Annotated in this window: 18 protein-coding genes; 14 read left to right on the top strand and 4 right to left on the bottom strand. The window is 72.1% G+C overall.

Going from position 1 to position 21,744, the window contains the following annotated elements; all coding sequences use genetic code 11:
• Positions 1 to 143: 143 nt before the first annotated feature.
• Positions 144 to 2,381 (bottom strand): MMPL family transporter, encoded by a 2,238-nt coding sequence (locus VLJ82_RS10010; RefSeq protein WP_408663197.1) that lies wholly within the window; start codon positions 2,379 to 2,381, stop codon positions 144 to 146.
• A 182-nt stretch (positions 2,382 to 2,563) separates the two neighbouring features.
• The gene (locus VLJ82_RS10005) at positions 2,564 to 3,349 is read right to left on the bottom strand and encodes a site-2 protease family protein (protein ID WP_408663196.1); all 786 of its coding nucleotides are present in this window, start codon (positions 3,347 to 3,349) and stop codon (positions 2,564 to 2,566) included.
• A 166-nt stretch (positions 3,350 to 3,515) separates the two neighbouring features.
• On the opposite strand from VLJ82_RS10005, the gene ruvC reads away from it, so the two are divergent.
• The 7 genes from ruvC to VLJ82_RS09970 all read left to right on the top strand — a co-directional run bounded on the left by ruvC (position 3,516) and on the right by VLJ82_RS09970 (position 10,111).
• Entirely contained in the window at positions 3,516 to 4,088 is a 573-nt protein-coding gene (gene ruvC / locus VLJ82_RS10000) for a crossover junction endodeoxyribonuclease RuvC (RefSeq protein WP_408663224.1), read from the top strand.
• Positions 4,085 to 4,693: a Holliday junction branch migration protein RuvA gene (gene ruvA / locus VLJ82_RS09995; protein ID WP_408663195.1), complete on the top strand. Its 609-nt coding sequence runs from the start codon at positions 4,085 to 4,087 to the stop codon at positions 4,691 to 4,693. Before ruvC ends, ruvA begins: the two co-directional genes overlap by 4 nt.
• Before the next feature lie 58 nt (positions 4,694 to 4,751).
• Positions 4,752 to 5,801 (top strand): Holliday junction branch migration DNA helicase RuvB, encoded by a 1,050-nt coding sequence (gene ruvB, locus VLJ82_RS09990; protein WP_408663194.1) that lies wholly within the window; start codon positions 4,752 to 4,754, stop codon positions 5,799 to 5,801.
• Positions 5,802 to 5,897: 96 nt separating this feature from the next.
• Positions 5,898 to 6,242 (top strand): preprotein translocase subunit YajC, encoded by a 345-nt coding sequence (locus tag VLJ82_RS09985; protein ID WP_408663193.1) that lies wholly within the window; start codon positions 5,898 to 5,900, stop codon positions 6,240 to 6,242.
• Between the two features lie 163 nt (positions 6,243 to 6,405).
• Complete coding sequence (gene secD, locus VLJ82_RS09980; RefSeq protein ID WP_408663192.1) at positions 6,406 to 8,493, top strand: protein translocase subunit SecD; 2,088 nt, start codon at positions 6,406 to 6,408, stop codon at positions 8,491 to 8,493.
• Positions 8,493 to 9,575, top strand: coding sequence for a protein translocase subunit SecF (gene secF / locus VLJ82_RS09975; protein ID WP_408663191.1), 1,083 nt, complete (start codon positions 8,493 to 8,495; stop codon positions 9,573 to 9,575). The genes secD and secF overlap by 1 nt, the downstream gene beginning before the upstream one ends.
• Positions 9,572 to 10,111: an adenine phosphoribosyltransferase gene (locus VLJ82_RS09970; RefSeq protein WP_408663190.1), complete on the top strand. Its 540-nt coding sequence runs from the start codon at positions 9,572 to 9,574 to the stop codon at positions 10,109 to 10,111. The genes secF and VLJ82_RS09970 overlap by 4 nt, the downstream gene beginning before the upstream one ends.
• Positions 10,112 to 10,200: 89 nt before the next feature.
• On the opposite strand, the gene VLJ82_RS09965 is transcribed toward VLJ82_RS09970, so the two are convergent.
• A complete protein-coding gene (locus VLJ82_RS09965) occupies positions 10,201 to 10,896 on the bottom strand; it encodes a hypothetical protein (RefSeq protein WP_408663189.1) in 696 nt (231 codons plus the stop codon).
• Here VLJ82_RS09965 and VLJ82_RS09960 point away from each other — a divergent pair.
• Positions 10,889 to 13,210 (top strand): RelA/SpoT family protein, encoded by a 2,322-nt coding sequence (locus VLJ82_RS09960; protein ID WP_408663188.1) that lies wholly within the window; start codon positions 10,889 to 10,891, stop codon positions 13,208 to 13,210. The two genes, VLJ82_RS09965 and VLJ82_RS09960, sit on opposite strands and share 8 nt — an antisense overlap.
• 36 nt (positions 13,211 to 13,246) lie before the next feature.
• On the opposite strand, the gene VLJ82_RS09955 is transcribed toward VLJ82_RS09960, so the two are convergent.
• Positions 13,247 to 14,125 (bottom strand): peptidylprolyl isomerase, encoded by an 879-nt coding sequence (locus VLJ82_RS09955; protein WP_408663187.1) that lies wholly within the window; start codon positions 14,123 to 14,125, stop codon positions 13,247 to 13,249.
• 246 nt (positions 14,126 to 14,371) lie between these two features.
• Between VLJ82_RS09955 and VLJ82_RS09950 the strand changes: the two genes are divergently transcribed.
• The 6 genes from VLJ82_RS09950 to bioD form a co-directional block, all read left to right on the top strand.
• Complete coding sequence (locus VLJ82_RS09950; RefSeq protein WP_408663223.1) at positions 14,372 to 15,058, top strand: MBL fold metallo-hydrolase; 687 nt, start codon at positions 14,372 to 14,374, stop codon at positions 15,056 to 15,058.
• Complete coding sequence (hisS, locus tag VLJ82_RS09945) at positions 15,055 to 16,527, top strand: histidine--tRNA ligase (protein WP_408663186.1); 1,473 nt, start codon at positions 15,055 to 15,057, stop codon at positions 16,525 to 16,527. The genes VLJ82_RS09950 and hisS overlap by 4 nt, the downstream gene beginning before the upstream one ends.
• A gap of 83 nt (positions 16,528 to 16,610) precedes the next feature.
• A complete protein-coding gene (gene aspS / locus VLJ82_RS09940; protein ID WP_408663185.1) occupies positions 16,611 to 18,503 on the top strand; it encodes an aspartate--tRNA ligase in 1,893 nt (630 codons plus the stop codon).
• Positions 18,496 to 19,812 carry an adenosylmethionine--8-amino-7-oxononanoate transaminase gene (locus VLJ82_RS09935; protein ID WP_408663184.1) on the top strand — a complete coding sequence of 439 codons (1,317 nt, stop codon included), beginning with the start codon at positions 18,496 to 18,498 and terminating at the stop codon, positions 19,810 to 19,812. The genes aspS and VLJ82_RS09935 overlap by 8 nt, the downstream gene beginning before the upstream one ends.
• Positions 19,813 to 19,890: 78 nt before the next feature.
• Complete coding sequence (locus VLJ82_RS09930) at positions 19,891 to 21,093, top strand: 8-amino-7-oxononanoate synthase (RefSeq protein ID WP_408663183.1); 1,203 nt, start codon at positions 19,891 to 19,893, stop codon at positions 21,091 to 21,093.
• The coding region (bioD, locus tag VLJ82_RS09925) for a dethiobiotin synthase (RefSeq protein ID WP_408663182.1) at positions 21,090 to 21,744 on the top strand (655 nt) is incomplete at its 3' end. The genes VLJ82_RS09930 and bioD, both read left to right, overlap by 4 nt.

Genomic DNA, 21,744 nt, shown 5'->3' with positions numbered 1-21,744 from the left:
CGCCGGCTGGCCAGCCGGCAATTGCCTGGCTGCAGACGGCCGGCGAGCCGGCAACCGCCTGGCTGCCCAGCCGTCGGACGGATCCCGACGGGCGCCCGATCGACGCCTTCATGGACCTGGACGGCAAGACACCGAGCCCCGGGTCAGACGCCGGCCAGCTCCCGATTGTCCGGACCGGCCGGGTCCTGCTCGGTCGGCTCGGGGGGCTCGATGGACACCTGCGGGGTGATCCGGTCCAGCCAGTCGGGGAAGAACCAGTTGGCGTTGCCGAGCAGGTGCATCAACGACGGAACCAGCACGGTCCGCACCACGAAGGCGTCCAGGAACACCGCCGAGGCCAGCCCGATGCCGAACAGCTTGATCACCCGTGCGTCGCCGAGGATGAAGCCGCCGAACACCGCGATCATGATGAGCGCCGCCGCGGTGATGATGCCGCCGGTCTCGCCCTGGCCTACCGTGATCGAGCGCCGGTTGTCGCCGGTGTGCAACCACTCCTCGTGCATCCGGCTGACCAGGAACACCTGGTAGTCCATCGACAGCCCGAACAGGATCGCGAAGAACATCACCGGCACGAAGGCCTCCACCGGGCCGCCGCCGCCGATGCCGAGCGCCTCGGACAGCCAGCCCCACTGGAAGATCGCCACGATCACCCCGAAGGAGGCCGCGGCGGCCAGCAGGTTCATGATCGCGGCGGTCACCGGTATCACCACGCTGCGGAAGGCCACCAGCAGCAGCAGGAACGACAGTCCGATCACCGCGATGAAGAACACCGGCATCTTGGCCGACAGCACCTTGGCGAAGTCGACGAAGATCGCGGTGATGCCGTAGACGTAGATGTGGTTGCCGGTGCCCTGGTACAGCGGTGGCAGTACCGAGTTGCGCAGCCGCTTGACCAGGTCGGTGGTCCGGGCGTCCTGCGGTGAGGTGCTGGACTTGAAGGTCACCAGCGCGACGTCGCGGCTGACCGGGAACGCCCGCACGCTGGCCGGCGCCACGTCGGGCACGCCTGCCAGTCGCTGGCTGACTCGGCCGAGGTACTGCTGGTCGGCAGCGCCCGGGCCGCTGATCACCAGCTGCAGCCCGGAGTTGTAGCCCGGCCCGAATCCCTGGGCGATCAAGTCGTAGCCCTTGCGGGTGGTCGTGCTCTGCGGATCGTTGCCCTGGTCGGAGGAGCCGAGCCGGATCGAGAAGAACGGAATGGCCAGCACCGCCAGCACCGCCAGCGCCACGGCGCCGAGCGCCAGCTTGCGCCGCTCCACCAGATGCGACCACCGGTACCAGAAGTCCCGGTGCTCGCTCAGGTCGAAGTTGCCGGCCCGGACCTCGCGGCGCCGCCGCCGGGGCAGCACCTTCAGGCCCAGGAAGCTGAGCAACGCGGGCAGCAGGGTGAGCGAGGCCAGCATGGTTAGCCCGACACCGATCGCGGTGCCCAGCGACACCCCGTACAGGAAACTGACGCCCAGGGCCCACAGGCCCATCAGGGCGATGCAGACAGTGATGCCGGCGAACAGCACCGCCCGCCCGGAGGTGTTGAGGGCCAGCACGATGGAGTCCTCGACGGCCATGCCGCGCATCAGGTTGCGGCGGTGCCGGGTGACGATGAACAACGCGTAGTCCACGCCGACGCCGAGGATCATCAGCAACGCCAACTGGTTGGCGAAGGTGGCCACCGACATCAGGTGGGACAGCAGGCCGATCAGGGCCAGCCCGCTGCCCATCGCGGCGATCGCGCTGACCAGCGGCAGCACCGTGGCGCCGACGGTGCGGAAGACCAGGAACAGGATGATCAGGGCGGCCAGGAACCCGATCACCTCCGGCGGGACGCCGTGGGTCTCGGCGGACAGCACCTGGAAGGCGTTGCCGGTGAACTCCACCTGCAGGTTCGCCGAGTTCAGCGGATCCAGGGCGTCGCGGACGTCGGTGATCTGGGGGATGGTGGGCTGCTGCTCGGCCCAGTTCAGGTCGACCACGGCGATGGTCTTGTCCTTGCTCACCTGGGCGGCCGCCGCGGCCGGGTCGCCGCTGCCGGCGTCGGCCTGGCCACATGTCACCAGGCCGTACGGGGAGTTGGCGGTGGCAAGGCCGAAGCCGCCGTCGCAGAGCTTGCGCAGCGCCGGCTGCACCTGCCCGGCGTAGTCGGCGATGGTGCCGGTTCGCGCGTGCAGCACTACGGTGCCGGTTGCCCCGTTCTGGCTGTCCAGGCCGGCGCTGGACAGCAGTTGGGCCACTGTCTGGGTCTCGGTGTGCGGCAGCTTGAAGTCGTCGCGGTAGTCCGCGCCGCCGAGGCCGCCCAGCAGTGCCTGCAGCGCGACGATGAACGCGATCCAGCCCGCCACCACGAACCAGCGCCGGCGTACGGCAAACCGAGCGAGTGCCTGCATCTACTGCCCCCCGTGCTCTTCAAGACCAGACGTCGTCCAGCATGCCTGGCGGGTATGACAAAACGTTTCGGCTCCCGCAAGGTCTGCACAACGGAAGTGACCGGGTGCCTGGTAAGCGCTGGTCCTACCCTAGTGGAATCGGTGTTAAGGGCCTTCGCGACGGGCCGGGAAAGCCTGCCGGATCAGGTGCTTTCCCAGAACCGCAGCAGTTCCAGGCCGACCTGGCCGACCGCGCTGGGCAGTCCGGACAGCTCGAACAGCCAGTAGATCACCCGGAAGAACGCCTCGTTGACCGAGCGGATCTGCAGCAGCGCGAACAGCGCCAGCATGCCGAAGGGCTTGAACTGCTCAGCCGAGCGCTGGAAGCCCCGGTCCAGGTAGGGCTCGATCGCGCCGTAGCCGTCCAGCCCGGGCACCGGCAGCAGGTTCAGCACCGAGGCCATCACCTGCAGCAGCGCCAGGCCTGCCACCCCGTACCAGAACACGCCGTGCTCGCTGTGCAGGCCGACCCGCCGCACCAGCACCAGCAGCAGCACCGCGACCACGATGTTGGTGGCCGGCCCGGACAGCGACACCAGGGCGCGCTGGGCGTTGCTGCGGAACCGGTGCGGATGCAGGTACACCGCTCCGCCGGGCAGGCCGATGCCGCCGATCGCGATGAACAGCACCGGCAGCAGGATCGACAGCACCGGATGGCTGTATTTCAAGGGGTTCAGGGTCAGGTAGCCACGGGCCTCGACCTCGCGGTCGCCGAACCGCCAGGCCAGGAACGCGTGCGCGAACTCGTGGATGCAGACGGTGACCACCCAGCCGGCCACGATGAAGACGAAGACGCCCAGCCGGGCCGTCCGAGTGGCGGCGGTGGCCTGCCAGGCCAGGTAGCCACCCGCCACGGTCAGCGCCACGACCACCAGGAAGACCGGGCTGGGCCGGATCCCGGCGCGGGGACGGCGGAACGGCAGGGTCATGGGACGGCAGTCTAGGCAGCCCGGCTGTCCCGGCCGGCCGCGCCGCGTGTCTTGGGACGGTCGCGTCGGACTCCGCCGGTAAGGTGTCGAACGCGCGTTCGATTGGGCCACAGGCACAAGACAGTCACAAGACGGGTCACGAGACAGTACTGGGGTGAGGCCGCTCATGCGGGTGCTCGGCGTGGATCCCGGCCTGACCCGGTGCGGCATCGGAGTGGTGCAGGGCAGCACCGGCCGGGCGCTGTCCCTGGTGCACGTCGAGGTGATCCGGACGCCGGCCGAGGACCCGCTGGCCAGCCGGCTGCTCCAGCTCGCCGACGCGCTGTCGGCCGCGATCGGCGAGTACCGTCCGGACGTGGTGGTCGTCGAGCGGGTGTTCGCCCAGCACAACGTCCGGACCGTCACCGGCACGGCCCAGGCCGCGGGGCTGGCGATGGTGGCCGCGGCCCGGCACGGGATCGAGGTGCACCTGCACACCCCGTCCGAGGTCAAGGCCGCGATCACCGGCTCGGGAACCGCGGACAAGGCCCAGGTGACCGCGATGGTCACCCGGATCCTCCGGCTGGAGGTCAAGCCGCGGCCGGCCGACGCGGCCGACGCGCTGGCGCTGGCGATCTGCCACCTCTGGCGCGGTGCCGCCCAGGCCCGGCTGGACGCCGCGCTGGCCCGCAGCAGGGCGGCCCGGCCGGCCGGTGCCACTCCCATAGCGACCCGGACAGCGATAGGAGTACGCCGATGATCGCCAGCGTGCACGGCCGGGTGGCCGCCCTCGGCCCGGACGGTGCGGTGGTCGAGGTCGGCGGGGTGGGGCTGGCCGTCTCGTGCTCGCCGGGCACCCTGGCCCGGTTGCGGGTCGGCGAGACCGCCCGGCTGGCGACCAGCCTGGTGGTGCGCGAGGACTCCCTGACGCTGTACGGGTTCTCCGACGACGACGAGCGCGGCCTGTTCGAGCTGCTGCAGACCGCCAATGGGGTGGGGCCCAAGCTCGCCCAGACGATCCTCGGCGTGCACCCGCCGCGCGAGGTGCGCCGGGCCATCGCCACCAGCGACCTGGCGGCGCTGGTGAAGGTTCCCGGCATCGGGCGCAAGGGCGCGGAGAAGATCGTGGTCGAGCTGCGCGACCGGATCGGGGCCATCGACGGGTCGTCGGCGGCCGGCGAGCTGGCCGGGGTCACCGCGATCGCGCCCTGGAAGGACCAGGTGCTGCATGCCCTGGCCGGCCTCGGCTTCACCGGCAAGGAGGCCGCCGAGGCGATCGAGACGGTGGCCGCCGACTCGCCCGACAACCCGGAGGTGGCGGTCATCCTGCGCCGCGCCATCCAGCTGCTCGGCAGGGCCCGATGAGCGGAACGAACCCGGGAACGAGCGCTAGGAGCGGTGAGCCCGTGAGCGAGCCGGCCCCGTGACCGGGCCGGACCGCGACGTCGTCTCGCCGTTCCCGGCCGTCGACGAGAGCGAGCTGGAGGCCAGCCTCCGGCCTCGCCGGCTGGCCGATTTCGTGGGCCAGCCGAAGGTCCGCGAGCAGTTGCAGGTGGTGCTGGAGGGTGCGCTGCGACGCAACCGGCCGCCCGACCACGTGCTGCTGTCCGGGCCGCCCGGCCTGGGCAAGACCAGCCTGGCCATGATCATCGCCGCCGAGCTGGGCGCGCCGTTCCGGCTGACCTCGGGGCCGGCGATCGAGCGGGCCGGCGACCTGGCCGCGCTGCTGACCAGCCTGGGCGAGGGCGAGGTGCTGTTCATCGACGAGATCCACCGGATCGCCCGGCCGGCCGAGGAACTGCTCTACATGGCGATGGAGGACTTCCGGGTCGACGTGATGGTCGGCAAGGGGCCCGGCGCGACCGCGATCCCGCTGGAGCTGGCGCCGTTCACCCTGGTCGGCGCCACCACCCGGGCCGGCCTGCTCACCGGCCCGCTGCGCGATCGGTTCGGCTTCACCGGGCACATGGACTTCTACGAGGTGCCCGAGCTCGAGCAGGTGCTGACCCGGTCGGCGCAGCTGCTCGACGTCCGGCTCACCCCGCCGGGCGCCGCCGAGATCGCCGGCCGGTCCCGCGGCACCCCCCGGATCGCCAACCGGCTGCTGCGCCGGGTGCGCGACTACGCCGAGGTGCGCGCGGACGGGGTGATCACCGCCGAGGTGGCGCACGCGGCGCTGGCGGTCTACGACGTCGACGAGCTGGGCCTGGACCGGCTGGACAAGGCGGTGCTGCACGCCCTGGTGCGCCGCTTCGGCGGCGGCCCGGTGGGGGTCGGCACCCTGGCGGTCGCGGTCGGCGAGGAGGCGGAGACGGTCCAGGAGGTCGCCGAGCCGTTCCTGGTACGGGCCGGCCTGCTGGCGCGCACCCCGCGCGGCCGGGTCGCCACCCCGGCCGCCTGGCAGCATCTGGGCATCCAGCCCCCGCCCGGTCTGGACGCGCACATCTCGCCGACACTTTTCGACGAGCTGTGACGTTGGACCGAGCAGACCTGTCCGTCCGCCGCCCGGCCCGTCCGGGCGCACCAGGCCCGGCCCGCCGGCCGGCCTGCACCTAGTTGGGACCGCGCCGTGACCCAGATCTTCCCGCTGCTCCTGCTCACCGTCCTGCTGGTCGGCATGATGCTGATCTCCCGCCGCAACAAGCAGCGGATGGCCGATGCGGACAACCGGCGCCGGGAGCGGATCACCACCGGCACCGACGTGATGACCACCTCGGGCCTGTACGGCACCGTGGTCTCGGTGGACGCCGACGGCACCGTGCTGCTGTCCATCGCGCCGGGGGTGGAGGTGCGCTGGTCGGTGGCCGCGCTGCGCGAGCTCGACGAGCTGCCCCAGCAGTACCGGCAACCGTTGGCCGGGGGCGAGCAGCCGGGCAGCGAGGCCCCGCGAATGGACGGCAGCAGTCCGGGTTAGGGCGGTATGCCGGACGCGGTGAGCAATCCACAAGTAGATCGGTCATACTATCTCCCCGAGTCCGCAACCGGGCAGCATGCCGGCGACCGGCTGAGACGCCTGAATCCCTGAGTGGTTGTCCGGGCGTGTGACTGTGGAATTACGAACGAGGAGATCAATTTCCGTGGCACCTTCGACCGGAACACTGCGCGTCGGGCGCTACTTCGCAGTGCTTCTGGGCTTGTTCGTCGTCCTGTACGGCGTCGTCTTCTGGCCGGGCCAGTCCCGCACGCCCAAGCTCGGCCTGGATCTCGAGGGCGGCGCCCAGGTGATCCTCAAGGCCCAGACGAACGGCGGCAAGGCGCCTTCGAAGTCGTCCATGGACCAGGCGCGCCAGATCATCACCAACCGGGTCAACGGCCTGGGCGTGTCCTCGGCGGAGGTGGTCACCCAGGGCAGCGACCGGATCGTGGTGTCGGTGCCCGGCGCCGGCGCCAATGACATCAAGGACGTCGGCGGCACCGCGCTGCTGAACCTGCGCCCGCTGCTGATGGAGCCGGTCGGCGCCACCGCGCCGCCGTCCTCGTCGGCCTCGCCGTCGGCCAGCGGCTCGGCCTCCCCGTCGGCCAGTGGCTCGGCCACCGGCACCGCCAAGCCGTCGGCCAGCCCGAGTGCCACCGCCAAGCCCGCCTCCAGCTCGCCCTCGGCCCGCGGCCGGGTGGTCCCGTACGCCGCCGCGACCACCCCGCCGGCCTCGTCGGCAGCGGCTACTCCGTCCGGCTCGGCCACCCCGGGCAGCTCGGCCACCCCGTGGCCCTCGGCCAGTGGCACCGCGGCCGCCGACCCGAACGCACCGATCGACCAGTGGAAGGCGCTCGGCTTCACCCCGCCGGCCACGCCGGCCGCGGTGGCCGCGCTGCCGGCCGCTCAGCTGACCGCGCTCAACAACGCCATCCAGGCCTGGCCCTGCAACAACACCACCAAGCCGCTGGACGTGCCGACCAAGCCGGTCATCACCTGCGACCAGGCCAACACCACCAAGTACCTGCTCGGGCCGGTGATCGTGGCCGGCACCGAGGTCAAGACCGCCGCGGCCCGGGCGCCCGGGTCCGTCCAGGGCCAGCTGAGCTGGACCGTGGTGCTGGACTTCAAGCCCAAGGGCCAGTCCGCCTGGGCCAACTACACCTCCAAGCACAACGTCAACGTCAGCCCGAACGACATCGGCAACCAGGTCGCCGACACCCTCGACACCAAGGTGATCGTCGCCTCCACCATCCAGAGCACCATCAGCGGCACCACCGAGATCAGCGGCAACTTCACCGAGGACTCGGCCACCAACCTGGCCAACTCGCTGAAGTACGGCGCGCTGCCGCTGAACTTCGTGCAGCAGGCGGCCACCTCGATCTCGCCGACCCTGGGCACCGACCAGCTCAAGGCCGGCCTGCTCGCCGGCGGCATCGGCCTGCTGCTGGTGGTGCTGTACTCGCTGGTCTACTACCGGGCGCTGGGGCTGGTCACCATCGCCTCGCTGGTCGTCTCCGGCGGGCTGACCTACGCGATGCTGGTGATCCTGGGCGAGCAGATCGGCTTCACCCTGACCCTGGCCGGCATCGCCGGTTTCATCGTCGCGGTCGGCATCACCGCCGACTCCTTCGTGGTGTTCTTCGAACGGATCAAGGACGAGGTGCACGAGGGCCGCACCGCGCGGGTGGCGATCCCGCGCGCCTGGGAACGGTCCCGGCGCACCATCCTGTCCGCCGACACCGTCTCGTTCCTGGCCGCGGCCACCCTGTACTACTTCGCGGCCGGTGACGTGAAGGGCTTCGCGTTCACCCTGGGCCTGTCCACCGTGCTGGACCTGGTGGTGGTATTCCTGTTCACCCACCCGTTGGTGGCGCTGTTCTCCCGCAGCGCGGCGTTCGGTTCGGCCCGGTTCACCGGCCTCAACCACGTGCGCGCCGGCGGGATCGCCACCCGCACCCTGCCGGAGCCGGAACTGGCCACCGCCGGGGTGGGCGCCGGCACCGTGACGCTGTCCAAGGACGCGCCCCGGCGCGATGCCGAGTCGGGACGCACCGCCCCCGCGCGGCCCGCCAAGGAACGCCCGGCCAGCTCCGGCCGGCCGGCGCGCAGCCGACCGCCGGCACCGTCCGGCGCCGGGCAGTCGGCCGCCGGCGCCGCCGCGGCCGGCGCTACCGCGGCTGAACGGGCGGCGGCCCGCCGCGGCCTGAACCGACCAGCCGACGACCAGACCGGACGGGACAGCGACTGATGAGCGTCTTCACCCAGCTCTACCGGGGCGAGACCCGGTTCGACTTCATCGGCTCTCGCAAGCGCTGGTATCTGGCCTCGCTGGTGATGATCGTCCTCTGCATCCTGAGCATCTCCTTCCGCGGCTTCAACGTCGGCATCGACTTCAAGGGCGGCACCCAGTTCCAGATCAAGGCGGCCGGCACCTCGCTTACTCCGAAGCAGGTCGAGGAGGCGATGACCGCGGCCGGCCACTCGGCCGAGAGCGCAGCGCAGGAGGTGGGCTCCGGCTCCACCCGCCAGATCATCATCAAGACCCGGGAGCTGAAGCTCGACGAGCAGTTCGACGTCCAGAAAAAGCTGGCCGCGGCACTGAAGGTCGACCCGAACAAGGGCGTCTCGGTGGACTCGGTGTCCTCCAGCTGGGGCAGTGAGATCACCCGGAAGGCCATCCAGGGCCTGGTGGTGTTCCTGATCGTGGTCTTCGCCTACATCACCCTGCGCTTCGAATGGAAGATGGCGGTGGGGGCGCTGGGCGCCCTGCTGCACGACCTGATCATCGCGGCCGGGGTGTACTCGATCGTCGGGTTCGAGCTCACCCCCTCCACCATCGTCGGCCTGCTCACCATCCTGGGCTTCTCGCTCTACGACACGGTGGTGGTCTTCGACAAGGTCGCCGAGAACACCAAGGACCTGCTGGCCACCGGCCGCGAGACCTACGCCTCGGCCGCGAACCGGGCGGTCAACCAGACCCTGATGCGCTCGATCAACACCTCGCTGATCTCGCTGCTGCCGGTGGCCGGGCTGCTGTTCGTGGGCGCCGGGCTGCTCGGCGTGGGCACCATCAAGGACCTGGCGCTGATCCTGTTCGTGGGCCTGGCGGTCGGTGCGTACTCCTCGCTGTTCCTGGCCGCCCCGGTGGTGGTGGACCTCAAGGAGCGCGAGCCGCAGTACCGGGCGCTGACCCGGCGGGTCGAGGCCCGGCGCTCGGCCGGCCGGGTGGCCGACGAGGCGGCGCTGGCCGGTGCCACTGCGCCGGTCCGGCGCGGCACCCCGGCGCCGGCACCCAGGCCCGGCGTCCGGCCGGCCCGCAAGCGCCCGTGACCGCACCGGACGGAGCGGCGCTCGGAGCGCTCATCGCCAGCCGGCTGCGGGACGTGCCGGACTTTCCGCAGCCCGGCATCCTGTTCAAGGACATCATGCCGCTGTTGGCCGACGGGCAGGCGTTCGGCGCCTGCATCGACTACCTCGCCGAGCTGGCCGCGGCGCGTGAGGCGGACCTGATCGCCGGCATCGAGGCCCGCGGTTTCATGGTGGCCGCCGCACTGGCCCGAACCCTGAACGCCGGCGTGGTGGCAGTCCGCAAGGCCGGCAAGCTGCCGCCGCCGACGGTCAGCGCCCGGTACGACCTGGAGTACGGCAGCGCCGAGATCGAGGTGCCGGTCGGGGTGCTGGAGGGCAAGCGGGTCTTCGTGGTGGACGACGTGCTGGCCACCGGCGGCACCCTGGCCGCCTCGCTGGACCTGCTGGCCACGGCCGGCGCGACGGTCAGCGGCGTGGCGGTGCTCATCGAGCTGGAGTTCCTGGGCGGCCGGTCCCGGTTGACGGGTCACGACCTGACCACCCTGCTGCGGCTCTGAGGCAGCTTCTCGCTCGGGGGCCTGGGGCGGGGATCAGGTGTGATGACCAGCTGTGTGGAATACCCAGCGGTCGCTCGGGCGACCGCTGGCTATTCCACCCGGCCGAGGGCGCGGTCGGTGCGGTCGGCGTTGCTCGCCCGGGTGACCCGGGGGAGTGTGACCCGTCCCATGGCCGCACCCGACGGACTGTCTAGGTGGCGTCCTGCCCCGGAGTCGGCGTCCCGGCCCGGACGGGCATAGACTGGAGCCGGTAACGATTCCGGTACGGCCATGGAGGTTGTGCTGACGACCGAGGCGACAGGCCCGCGAGGCCCCGGCGAGCCGGCGGCCTCTGCCACCGTGCCGGCCGGCCCGTCCGCCGCCGTGGCTCCGGCCCAGACCCAGCGCAGCGCCCCGCCGCCCGGTGCCCGGCCCACCGCCCCGGCAACCATGCCGGTCACCGCCACACCGGCCCCGGCCTCCCTGCCTGGACGGACCGGCCGGGACGGCGCCGCATCGGCCACCGCGACACCGGGCAGCACCGCATCAGCCAGCCCGACACCGGCCACCGCCCGCTCGGCCACGGCGCCGGCAGCCGGCCGAACCGCGACCTCCACCCGGCCGGCGCCCGCCGGCGCCTCCGCACCGCCGGCACCGACCACCCCAGCACCGACCACCCCGGCCCGGCCCAGGCACGCCGCCCCGGCTTCCGACCCCGTCGCCCGGAACACCGCGGCACCCACCCATGCGGCTCCTGACACCACCACCCGCCAGCCGGTCGGCCCGACCGACCGTCCGGTGCGCACCGAACCGGTGGCCGCCCGCCCCGCCGAGGCCGCCGCCCGCCCCGCCGAGGTGGCCAACGGCGCGCACCGCCGCCGGGTCCGGGACCGGATCGCCCGCCGGCTGGTCGCTCCGCCCAAGCAGAGCGTGGTCAGGCCGGTGCTCGAGCCGCTGCTGGCGGTGCACCGCGCCTCACACCCCAAGGTGGACGCCCGGCTGCTGCAGCGCGGCTACGACCTCGCCGAGGAATGCCACCGCGGCCAGCTGCGCAAGTCCGGCGACCCCTACATCACCCACCCGCTGGCGGTGGCCACCATCCTGGCCGAGCTGGGCATGGACACCACCACCCTGGTGGCGGCGCTGCTGCACGACACCGTCGAGGACACCGGGATGACCATCCCGTCGCTGACCGCGGCGTTCGGTACCGAGGTGGCCCACCTGGTCGAGGGGGTCACCAAGCTCGACAAGGTCAAGTACGGCGAGGCCGCCGAGGCCGAGACGATCCGCAAGATGATCGTGGCGATGGCCCGCGACCCCCGGGTGTTGGTGATCAAGCTCGCCGACCGGTTGCACAACATGCGCACCCTGCGGTTCCTGCCGCCGGCCAAGCAGGAGCGCAAGGCCCGCGAGACGCTGGAGGTGCTGGCCCCGCTGGCGCACCGGCTCGGCATGAACACCGTCAAGTGGGAGCTGGAGGACCTGGCCTTCGCCACCCTCTACCCCAAGCGCTACGACGAGATCGTCCGGCTGGTCGCCGACCGGGCGCCGCAGCGCGACGTCTACCTCAACGACGTGATCGACCGGGTCAACCACGACCTGTGGGCCGGCGGCATCAAGGCACACGTCTACGGCCGTCCCAAGCACTACTACTCGATCTACCAGAAGATGATCGTGCGCGGCCGGGAGTTCACCGACATCTACGACCTGGTCGGCATCCGGGTGCTGGTCGAGTCCGAACGCGACTGCTACGCCGCCCTCGGGGTGATCCACGCGAACTGGCAGCCGGTGCCGGGCCGGTTCAAGGACTTCATCGCGATGCCGAAGTTCAACATGTACCAGTCGCTGCACACCACCGTGATCGGTCCCGGCGGCAAGCCGGTCGAACTGCAGATCCGCACCCACGGCATGCACCGCACCGCCGAGTTCGGCATCGCCGCGCACTGGAAGTACAAGGAGGTCGGCACCTCGGTGCCGACCGTGAGCGACGAGATGACGTGGCTGCGCCAGTTGCTGGACTGGCAGCGCGAGGCCCAGGAGCCCGGCGAGTTCCTCGACACGCTGCGCTTCGACCTGGGCACCGGCCAGGTCTACGTCTTCTCGCCCAAGGGCGACGTCTTCGGGCTGCCGGCCGGTTCCACCCCGGTCGACTTCGCCTACGCGGTGCACACCGACGTGGGGCACCGCTGCATCGGTGCCCGGGTGAACGGCAAGCTGGTGGCGCTGGAGACCAAGCTCGACCACGGCGACACCGTCGAGGTGTTCACCTCCAAGTCCGAGACCGCCGGCCCGTCCCGGGACTGGCTGGCCTTCGTCGCCTCACCGCGGGCCAAGACCAAGATCCGGCAGTGGTTTGCCAAGGAACGCCGCGAGGACGCGGTGGAGGCCGGCAAGACCGCGCTCACCCGGGCGATGCGCAAGTCCTCGCTGCCGATGCAGCGGCTGCTCAACGGCGACCAGCTGGTCACCATCGCCCGCGACATGCACCTGACCGACGTGACCGCGCTGTACGTGGCGATCGGGGAGAACCACGTCTCGGCGCAGTCCATCGTGCAGAAGCTGGTCGCCTCGCTCGGCGGGGTGGAGGGCGCCACCGAGGACCTGGCCGAGACCGCCATCCCGATGCAGACCACCAAGACCACCACCACGCCGCGGCGCTCGGGTGGCAACGCCGGCGTGATGGTGTCCGGGATGTCGGACGTCTGGGTGAAGCTGGCGCGCTGCTGCACCCCGGTGCCCGGCGACGACATCCTCGGCTTCATCACCCGCGGCGGCGGGGTGTCGGTGCACCGGCGCAGCTGCACCAACGCCGGTGCCCTGCTGGAGCAGGCCGACCGGCTGGTGGACGTGGAGTGGGCGCCGTCGGCGGACTCGGTGTTCGTGGTCTCGATCCAGGTCGAGGCGCTGGACCGGCACCGGTTGCTGTCCGACGTCTCCCGGGTGCTGTCCGACGAGCGGGTCAACATCCTGTCCGCGTCGGTGACCACGAACCGGGACCGGGTGGCGGTGTCCCGGTTCACCTTCGAGCTGGCCGAGGCCAAGCACCTGGCCAACCTGCTGCGCACCGTGAAGAACGTCGAGGGCGTCTACGACGTCTACCGGGTGCACGCGGCCAACTAGCGGCCGGCCCGAAGCCACCCGGAGCCGACGTCCGGCTCAGCTTTTCAGCGTTACGGTCTTGAAGATCAGCGGGATGTTGGGCTTGCCGCCACCGGCCTGGTTGGAGCCGTCGTCGCCGCCCTCGGCGACCTTCTTCAGCACGTTCAGGCCGCCGGTGACGTGCCCGATCACGGTGTAGTTCTTGCCGAGCGCGCCGTTGGAGTCCTTGGTGATGAAGAAGAACTGGCTGCCGTTGGTGTTGGGCCCGGAGTTGGCCATCGCCAGGGTGCCCTCGGTGTAGCTGGCCTTGGTGAGGTTCTCGTCCTTGGTGGTGTAGGTCGGGCCGCCCGAGGTGGTGGCCGACGGGTCACCGCACTGCACGACGAAGATGCCGGAGTTCACCGAGCGCGGGCAGGCGGTGTTGTCGTAGAACTTCTTCGAGATCAGGTACTCGATGCTCTGCACGTTGCACGGTGCCGAGGCGCCTTCCAGGGTGACGGTGATGGTGCCCTGGTTGGTGGTGAACACCGCGGTCGCCTTGCCGGTCGGGGTGGGCTTGGGGTCCGGCGGCAGCCCCACGTCGAAGAGGTTGCCGGCGGTCAGCTTGCCGGCGTCCTCGGCGTAGCCGCACGGGCCGGAGGTCTTCTTGGCCGCCCGCGCCGCGATCGGGCTCGGCGCGCGGCTGGGCAGCGGCGAGCCGGACGCGGTCGGCGACGCGCTGGTCGAGTCGGACGCGGCCGGATTGGCCGTGCTGTCGGAGTTGTCGTCCGACAGCAGCACGACGGTGCCGACCACCACCGCGAACAGCACCAGGACGCCCACCACCGTGGCGATCAGGTTCATCTTGCGGCGGCGCAGGTCCCGCTGCTGCCGGCGGACCAGCTGGCGCTCCAGATGACGGCGCGCCTGCTCGCGGCGCTGCTTGCTGTTGGGCACGGACGGTCCTCCCGGTGCGGCGCAGGTCACTCTGCGCCGATCTGCTGACGAGTTGCCGACGGCAAACTCCGGCGAATTGTAGAGAACATCATCTCCGGTGAGGCTGTGAACCCGCTCAGTGGCGCCGGACCGGCTGGGTAGGCTGGCCGGGACCGGGCCCCGGCCGACCCCAGGCCGGCTGCCCGAGGACCGACTGACCGCCCAGCCGGACGCGGTCGCCGCCACGACACTGCCGGAGTGCCAGCTGTGCTGATCCAGGGCTTTCCCGCCCAGATGGCCGGGACCAACTGCTTCGTGGTCGCGCCCGGACCGGGGGAGCAGTGCGTGGTCATCGACCCCGGCTACGGCGTTTCCGGCCAGCTGGACGAGATCATCGCCGAGCACCGGCTGCACCCGGTGGCGGTGCTGCTCACCCACGGCCACCTCGACCACACCTTCTCGGTGCTGCCGGTCTGCCAGGCCCGGGACGTGCCGGCCTACATCCATCCCCGGGACCGCCCGCAGCTGGCCGACCCGTGGACCGGGCTGGGGATGCGTCCCGGCCAGCCGATCTTCGGGGCCGCCGGGCTGACCTTCGCCGAGCCGGACGACGTCCGCGAGCTGGCCGACGGCGCTCGCCTTGAGCTGGCCGGCCTGAGCCTGGCGGTGCGGCACGCGCCCGGGCACACCGGCGGCTCGGTGGTCTTCGACCTGGACGCCGCGGCCCCGACCGGCGGCCGGCTCCCCGACGTGCTGTTCGCCGGCGACGTGCTGTTCGCCGGGTCCATCGGCCGGGTGGACCTGCCCGGCGGCTCGATGGCCGAGATGAACACCTCGCTGCGTACCGTCATCCTGCCGATGGCCGACGAGGTAATCGTTTGTCCCGGGCACGGGCCGCAGACCACCATAGGCCGTGAACGCCTCACCAACCCCTTCCTGAGGAACCTGACGTGACTGCTGCCAAGCCGACCCCGTTGAGCGGGTTTCCCGAGCTGCTGCCCGCCGAGCGGTTCGTGGAGCTGCGGGTGCTCGACAGCCTGCGGGCCAGCTTCGAGCTGCACGGCTTCGCACCGATCGAGACCCGGGCCGCCGAGCCGCTGGAGCAGCTGCTGCGCAAGGGCGAGATCGACAAGGAGGTCTACCTGCTGCGCCGGCTGCAGGCGGGCGAGTCCGCCGGGGCCGACGGTGCTGAGGACGGCTCGGCGCTGGGGCTGCACTTCGACCTGACCGTGCCGTTCGCTCGCTACGTGCTGGAGAACGCCGGCAAGCTGGAGTTCCCGTTCCGGCGCTACCAGATCCAGAAGGTGTGGCGCGGCGAGCGGCCGCAGGAGGGCCGCTACCGAGAGTTCACCCAGGCCGACATCGACGTGGTGGCCCGGGACGTGCTGCCCTTCCACCACGACGTCGAGGTGGCCCGGGTGATGGCCGAGGCGCTGGCCCGGCTGCCGGTGCCGGCGCTGAAGCTGCAGGTGAACAACCGCAAGCTGATCGAGGGCTTCTACCTGACGATCGGAATCAGCAACACCACCGCCGTGATGCGGGTCATCGACAAGATCGACAAGGTGCCTGCCGGCGTGCTGCGGTCGATGCTCACCGACGAGGCCGGGATCTCCGGCGAGCAGGCGGAGCTGGCCATCCGGTTCGCGTCGCTGACCACCTCCGACGGCGGCCAGCTCGGCTTCGGCATCTCCGAACTAGTACCCGGGATGAAGTGGCACGACTTGCTCGGCGAGGGAGTGGCCGAGCTCCGGACCGTGGTCGACGGGTGCGCGTCGCTGAACTCCGACCGGTTCACCGTCGTCGCGGACCTGAGCATCGCCCGCGGGCTGGACTACTACACCGGAACGGTGTTCGAGACCCGGATGGCGGGCTTCGAGAGCCTCGGCTCGATCTGCTCCGGCGGCCGGTACGACTCGCTGGCCAGCGACGGCCGGACCAGCTACCCCGGGGTCGGCATCTCCCTCGGCGTCACCCGGATGCTGCTGCCGCTGTTCTCCCGCAAGAAGCTGACCGCGAGCCGCTCGGTGCCCTCGGCGGTGCTGGTGGCGCTGCCGGACGAGGAGTCGCGCGCCACCTGCGATGCGATCGCCGCCCAGCTGCGGGCCAACGGCATCGCCACCGAGGTGGCGGCGGCCGCCCAGCGCTACGGCAAGCAGATCCGCTACGCCGAGCGGCGCGGCATTCCGTTCGTCTGGTTCCCCGCCGGTGAGGACAATCCGCACGAGGTCAAGGACATCCGCACCGGCGAGCAGCAGCAGGCCGATCCGGCGACCTGGCAGCCGCCGGCCGAGGACCTGCGTCCCCAGGTCGTCCGGCCCGGCGCCGAGCCCATCGAGCCGGAGGCCGAGCCCGTCGAGCCGGAGGCCGAGCCCGTCGAGCCTGAGGCCGGGCCCGTCGATCCTGAGGCCGAGCCGCGGGCTTGAGCCGTCCGGACGCCTGAGCCCGTCCGGTCGGCGTCGGACCCCCGTGACAGACTGGCAACCGACCACATCGAGAGGAAGTAGTTGTGCTGCGCACGCATCAGGCTGGGACGCTGAGGGCGGCCCAGGCAGGCGAGACCGTCACGCTCACCGGCTGGGTGGCCAGCCGCCGCGACCACGGCGGGGTGGCCTTCCTCGACCTGCGCGATGCCTCGGGCGTCGTCCAGGTGGTGCTGCGCGACGACGAGACCGCGCACAGCCTGCGCAACGAGTGGTGCGTCCGGGTCACCGGCACGGTCCGGCAGCGGCTGGAGGGCCGGGTCAACCCCAACCTCGCCACCGGCGAGGTCGAAGTGGTCGCCGACAAGCTGGAGGTGCTCAGCGAGGCGGCTCCGCTGCCGTTCCAGATCGACGAGCACACCGAGGTCGGCGAGGAGGCCCGGCTGAAGTACCGCTATTTGGATTTGAGACGCCCTGCGCCGTCTGCTGCGATCCGGCTGCGCAGCGAGGTCAACCGGGCCGCCCGCGAGGTGCTCTACCGGCACGAGTTCGTCGAGATCGAGACCCCGACGCTGACCCGTTCCACCCCGGAGGGCGCCCGCGACTTCCTGGTGCCGGCCCGGTTGCAGCCCGGCTCCTGGTACGCGCTGCCGCAGTCCCCGCAGCTGTTCAAGCAGCTGCTGATGGTGGCCGGCATGGAGCGCTACTTCCAGATCGCGCGCTGCTACCGCGACGAGGACTTCCGTGCCGACCGGCAGCCGGAGTTCACCCAGCTCGACATCGAGATGAGCTTCGTCGAGCAGGACGACGTGCTGGCGCTGGCCGAGGAGGTGCTGGGCGCGCTGTGGTCGCTGATCGGCTACCAGGTGCCGGCCGGCATCCCGCGCTACACCTACACCGAGGTGATGGACCGCTACGGCAGCGACAAGCCCGACCTGCGCTTCGACCTCGAGCTGACCGAGTGCACCGGCTACTTCGCCGACACGCCGTTCCGGGTGTTCCAGGCCCCCTACGTCGGTGCCGTGGTGATGGCCGGCGGGGCGTCCCAGCCGCGCCGCCAGCTCGACGCCTGGCAGGAGTGGGCCAAGCAGCGCGGTGCCCGGGGGCTGGCCTACGTGCTCATCGGCGCCGACGGCGAGCTGTCCGGCCCGGTGGCCAAGAACCTGTCCGAACCCGAGCGGGCCGGTCTCGCCGAGTTCGTCGGCGCCCGGCCGGGGGACTGCGTGTTCTTCGCGGCCGGCACCCGCAAGAGCGCCCAGTCGCTGCTGGGCGCGGCCCGGCTGGAGATCGGCCGGCGCAACGGCCTGATCGACCCCGGTGCGTGGTCGTTCCTGTGGGTGGTGGACGCGCCGCTGTTCGAACCGGCCGACGAGGCGACCGCCGCCGGGGACGTCGCGGTCGGCTCGGGCGCCTGGACGGCGGTGCACCATGCCTTCACCAGCCCCAAGGCGGAGTACCTGGACACCTTCGACACCGACCCGGGCAGCGCGCTGGCCTACGCCTACGACATCGTCTGCAACGGCAACGAGATCGGCGGCGGCTCGATCCGTATCCACCGCCGTGACGTCCAGGAGCGGGTGTTCGCGGTGATGGGGCTGGACGAGCAGCAGGCCCAGGAGAAGTTCGGCTTCCTGCTCGACGCCTTCGCCTACGGCGCCCCGCCGCACGGCGGGATCGCGTTCGGCTGGGACCGGATCTGCGCGCTGCTGGCCGGCACCGACTCGATCCGCGACGTGATCGCCTTTCCGAAGACCGGCGGCGGCTACGACCCGCTGACCGAGGCGCCGGCGCCGATCACCCCGGAGCAGCGCCGGGAAGCCGGCGTGGACGCAAAGCCGAAGGACGCCGAGCCGAAGGATGCTAAGCCGAAGGACGCTAAGCCGGCGGACGCTAAGCCGACGGATGCCGAGGCCGGGAGATCGTCCGAGCACGCGCTGCCGACCGGCGAGCCGGCTGTTCCCAGCGCCACAGGTGGCTGAGCCGGCCGAGCTTCTCGCCTTCGACCGGCAGCACGTCTGGCATCCGTACGCGGCGATGCCGGCCGAGTCCGCGCCGCTGCTGGTCGAATCGGCGTCCGGTGTCCGGCTCAGGCTCGCCGGCGGGCGTGAGCTGATCGACGGCATGTCCTCGTGGTGGGCGGCGATACACGGCTACCGGCACCCGGTGCTGGACGCGGCCGTCCGCCGGCAGCTGGGGTCGATGAGCCACGTGATGTTCGGCGGCCTGACCCACCAGCCGGCCATCGAGCTGGCCCGCCGGCTGGTCGGGATCACCGCCGAGCCGCTGCAGCACGTGTTCTTCACCGACTCGGGCTCGGTGGCGGTCGAGGTGGCGGCCAAGATGGCGCTGCAGTACTGGGTGTCGGCCGGCCGGCCGGACAAGCACCGGTTGATCACCTGGCGGGGCGGCTACCACGGCGACACCCTGCACCCGATGAGCGTGTGCGACCCGGTGGGCGGCATGCACGCGCTGTGGCAGCCGGTGCTGCCGGCCCAGGTGTTCGTCGACGCCCCGCCGGCCGGCTTCGACGCCGAGCCCGACCCGGACTACCTCGCACGGTGGGACCGGGCGCTGGCCGAGCACGCCGATTCGCTGGCGGCGATCATCGTCGAGCCGGTGGTGCAGGGCGCCGGCGGAATGCGGTTCACCAGCCCCGGCTACCTGGCGGCGCTGCGGGAGCTGGCCGACCGGCACCGGGTGCTGTTGATCTTCGACGAGATCGCCACCGGCTTCGGCCGGACCGGCGCGCTGTTCGCCGCCGACCATGCTGGCCAGGCCGGCGTTGCGCCGGACATCTGCTGCCTGGGCAAGGCGATGACCGGCGGCTACCTGTCGATGGCCGCCACCCTGTGCACCGGCGCGGTGGCCGAGCAGATCTCCCGCGGGCCGGTCCCGGTGCTGGCACACGGCCCGACGTTCATGGCCAATCCGCTGGCCGCCGCGGTGTCGCTGGCCTCGATCGAGCTGCTGCTGGCCTCGGACTGGCGGTCCGCGGTGGGCCGGATCGAGGCCGGGCTGCGGCGCGAGCTGGACCCGCTGGCCGGCCTGCCGGGGGTGGCCGACGTGCGGGTGCTGGGTGCCATCGGGGTGGTGCAGCTGGCGGGTCCGGTGGACGTGGCGGCGGCGACCGAGGCGGCCGTCGAACAGGGAGTGTGGCTGCGGCCGTTCCGGGACCTGATCTACACCATGCCGGCGTACCTGATGAGCGAGGACGAGCTGGCCGTGCTGGGCGCCGGGCTGCGGGCTGCCACCCTGGCCGGCGCCGCCGCTGGTGGTGCACGCGGCTGAGCCGGCGCGGTGTGGCGCAACCGGCAAGGGCCACCAGCCGGTGGCGGTGCGGCCGGCCGGCTGACGTAGGTTGGCGCCATGTCTGCTGCCGCCGTCGCTGCCGGCGGCTGGCCGGATCCGCTGGCCTGGCTGGCGGATGCCGCCGCCGAACACCGGGCGGCCGGGCTGCACCGGACCCTGCAGCCGCGCCGTCCGGATTCCGGCGGCCGGCTCGATCTGGCGTCCAACGACTACCTGGGACTGGCCCGCGACCCGCGGGTGCTGGCCGGCGCGGCCGCGGCGCTGGAGCGCTGGGGAGCCGGTGCCACCGGTTCGCGGCTGGTGACCGGAACCACCGAGATGCACGCCGAGCTCGAGCGGGCGCTGGCCGGCCTGGTCGGCGCGCCGGCGGCGCTGGTGTTCTCCTCGGGCTATCTGGCCAACCTGGGCGCGGTGACCGCGCTGGCCGGCCCGGACTGCCTGATCGTTTCCGACGCGGCCAACCACGCCTCACTGATCGACGCCTGCCGGCTGAGCCGGTCCCGGGTGGCGGTGGTGCCGCACGGCGACCAGCGGGCCGCCGCCCGGGCGCTGGCCGTCCGGCCCGAGCCCCGGGCGCTGGTGCTGCTGGAGGCGGTGAACTCGGCCGACGGCGACCTGCTGCCGCTGCCCGACTGGCAGGAGCTGGCCGTCCGGTACGGCGCGCTGCTGCTGGTCGACGACGCGCACGGCCTGGGCGTGCGGGGTGCGGGGCGGGGCTCGGTGGCCGAGGCGGGCCTTGCCGCCGAGCCGAACGTGGTCAGCACGGTCACGCTGTCCAAGGCGCTCGGCGCGCAGGGCGGTGCGGTGCTCGGCCCGCGGCCGGTGATCGAGCACCTCATCGACCGGGCCCGGTCGTTCGTCTTCGACACCGGGCTGAACCCGGCGGCGGTGGGCGCGGCGCTGGCCGCGGTGCGCATCATCGCGGACGGGCCGGAGCTGGCCGCCTCGGTGCGCCGCCGGGCGGCTGAGCTGGCGGCGATCTGCGGGGTGCCGGCACCGGATGCGGCGGTGCTGTCGGTGATCGTCGGCGAGCCGCTGCCGGCCCTCGAACGAGCGCAGGCGCTGCGCGAACTCGGCATCGCGGTGGGCTGCTTCCGCCCGCCGTCGGTGCCGCCGGGCACCGCCCGGTTGCGGCTGGCCGCCCGGGCCGACCTCACCGGTGCAGACCTGGCCCGGTTCCGCTCGTGCTGGCAGCAGGTGACCGCGTCCGCCGCCGCGCCGCCAGTGACCGCCGCCGCGCCGCAGGTGACCGCGCCGTGAGCGTCCTGGTGGTCACCGGAACCGGCACCGGGGTGGGCAAGACCGTCACCACCGCGGCGCTGGCCGCCTGCGGGTTGCGCGCCGGCCGGCGGGTGGCGGTGGTAAAGCCGGTGCAGACCGGGGTGCGGACCGGCGAGCCGGGGGATCTGGCCGAGGTCGGCCTGCTCACCGGCCTGGCTGACCTGCACGAGTACGTCCGGTTCTCCGAACCGCTGGCACCGGCCACCGCGGCGCGCCGGGCCGGCGAATCCGGCCCGGACCTGGCCGAGCTGGCCGACCGGATCGCCGGCCTGGCCGATCGCGACCTGGTTCTCATCGAGGGCGCCGGTGGGGCGCTGGTCCGGTTCAACGACCGGGACGAGACCATCTGCACGCTGGCCACCGAGCTGCGGCGGCTGAACAGGCAAGTGCGGGTGGTGCTGGTCACCGGTTCGGCGCTGGGCGCGCTGCACGACGCGGCGGCCACCGCGGCGGCGCTGCGCAGCCGGTCGCTGGACCCGGACGCGCTGGTGGTGGGGGACTGGCCGGCCGAGCCGGGGCTGGCCGAGCGGTGCAACCTGGTCGACCTCGCCGGCTACGGGGGCGCGCCGGTCGAGGGCGTGCTTCCGCACGGCGCGGCCGAGCTCGCGCCGGCAGCCTTCGCCGAGCTGG

The organism is Jatrophihabitans sp. (assembly GCF_035474675.1).
GTDB lineage: Bacteria > Actinomycetota > Actinomycetes > Mycobacteriales > Jatrophihabitantaceae > Jatrophihabitans_A.
The sequence above is the reverse complement of the archived record's forward strand: the minus strand, read 5'-3'. Positions and strand labels throughout refer to the sequence as shown.